This window comes from Salicola sp. AFF1, assembly GCF_056783195.1.
Genome location: NZ_JBXAYL010000237.1, coordinates 1 through 239 on the forward strand (window position 1 = coordinate 1; position 239 = coordinate 239).

Here is a 239-nt window from a genome sequence, read left to right on the forward strand (position 1 = left end):
CTCACATCTCTCTCGTCGTCGCCATCGCCCGCAACGGAGTGATCGGCCGCGACAACGATCTCGCGTGGCGGATCTCCAGCGACCTGAAGCGCTTCAAGGCGCTCACCATGGGCAAGCCGATCCTGATGGGTCGCAAGACCTGGGATTCGATCGGCCGTCCCCTGCCCGGCCGGCGCAGCCTCGTCCTGACGCGCCAGCGTGGCCATGCCATCCCGGGTGCCACGGTCGTGCACGATTGG

At 67.4% G+C, this 239-nt stretch carries 1 protein-coding gene; it reads left to right on the plus strand.

Annotated features, from left to right (window positions below; all coding sequences use genetic code 11):
* Positions 1–239: dihydrofolate reductase (locus tag AC1RQI_RS17490; RefSeq protein ID WP_481905876.1), on the plus strand; the 239-nt coding region annotated here is incomplete at both ends.